The organism is Bartonella jaculi (assembly GCF_039543045.1).
In the GTDB taxonomy this organism is placed as follows: Bacteria; Pseudomonadota; Alphaproteobacteria; order Rhizobiales; family Rhizobiaceae; genus Bartonella; species Bartonella jaculi.
On the sequence record NZ_BAABIZ010000191.1, the window covers coordinates 1 to 605 of the forward strand.

At 50.9% G+C, this 605-nt stretch carries 1 protein-coding gene and 1 pseudogene; both read left to right on the top strand.

Annotated features, from left to right (window positions below; genetic code table 11):
• Positions 1-290, top strand: a pseudogene (locus tag ABD915_RS10130) (ParB/RepB/Spo0J family partition protein); the annotation flags it as partial.
• On the top strand, positions 287-605 hold a 319-nt coding region (locus tag ABD915_RS10135), incomplete at its 3' end, for a hypothetical protein (RefSeq protein WP_345117847.1). The pseudogene ABD915_RS10130 and the gene ABD915_RS10135, both read left to right, overlap by 4 nt.

Consider the following 605-nt stretch of genomic DNA (forward strand, 5'->3'; position numbering starts at 1 on the left):
TGCGGTCTGTTTTGCGGGGGACGGCATTGGCGGATAATCAAGCGCAGTTGTTAAAGTTGGCGAAGATGGAGCCGGTTGCGCAACGGCGGGTGGCGATTGCTTTGCAACAGGTTGAGGGGGATTTACGACGGGCTGTTGATTTGGTCAATGGGATTAATATACCCCCGAAAGTTAATGAACAAGAACGGGTTTTTGCTCAATTGTTGAGTGTGTGGCAGAGAGCGGATGCACAGACACGGGCGCGGTTTTATGATTATTTGAACAAGCAATCGGGGGAGGAGCAGGCATGAAGACGCGTGGTTCTCATCAACTTGATTTTTTTCAACGTCCGGTTTTTCCCTGTCGTGAACCCGTTGCGCAGATTGATTTAGAGCGGTTTCGCTCACGCATTAAGCGGGCGATGGCACGGGCTTTGCGTGAATGCCGCTATGAGCGCAGTGAAGTTGCAGAGCGTATGGCGCATTATTTAGGCATTGGTTGTTTGAGTAAGGCAAGCTTGGATGCTTATGTAGCGGAAAGTAAGCAGGTGGATATTTCCTTGCCGCGCTTTAAAGCTTTTGTGCGGGCGACAGAGGCATTTTGGCTCTGGGATGAGGTGGTGAGTG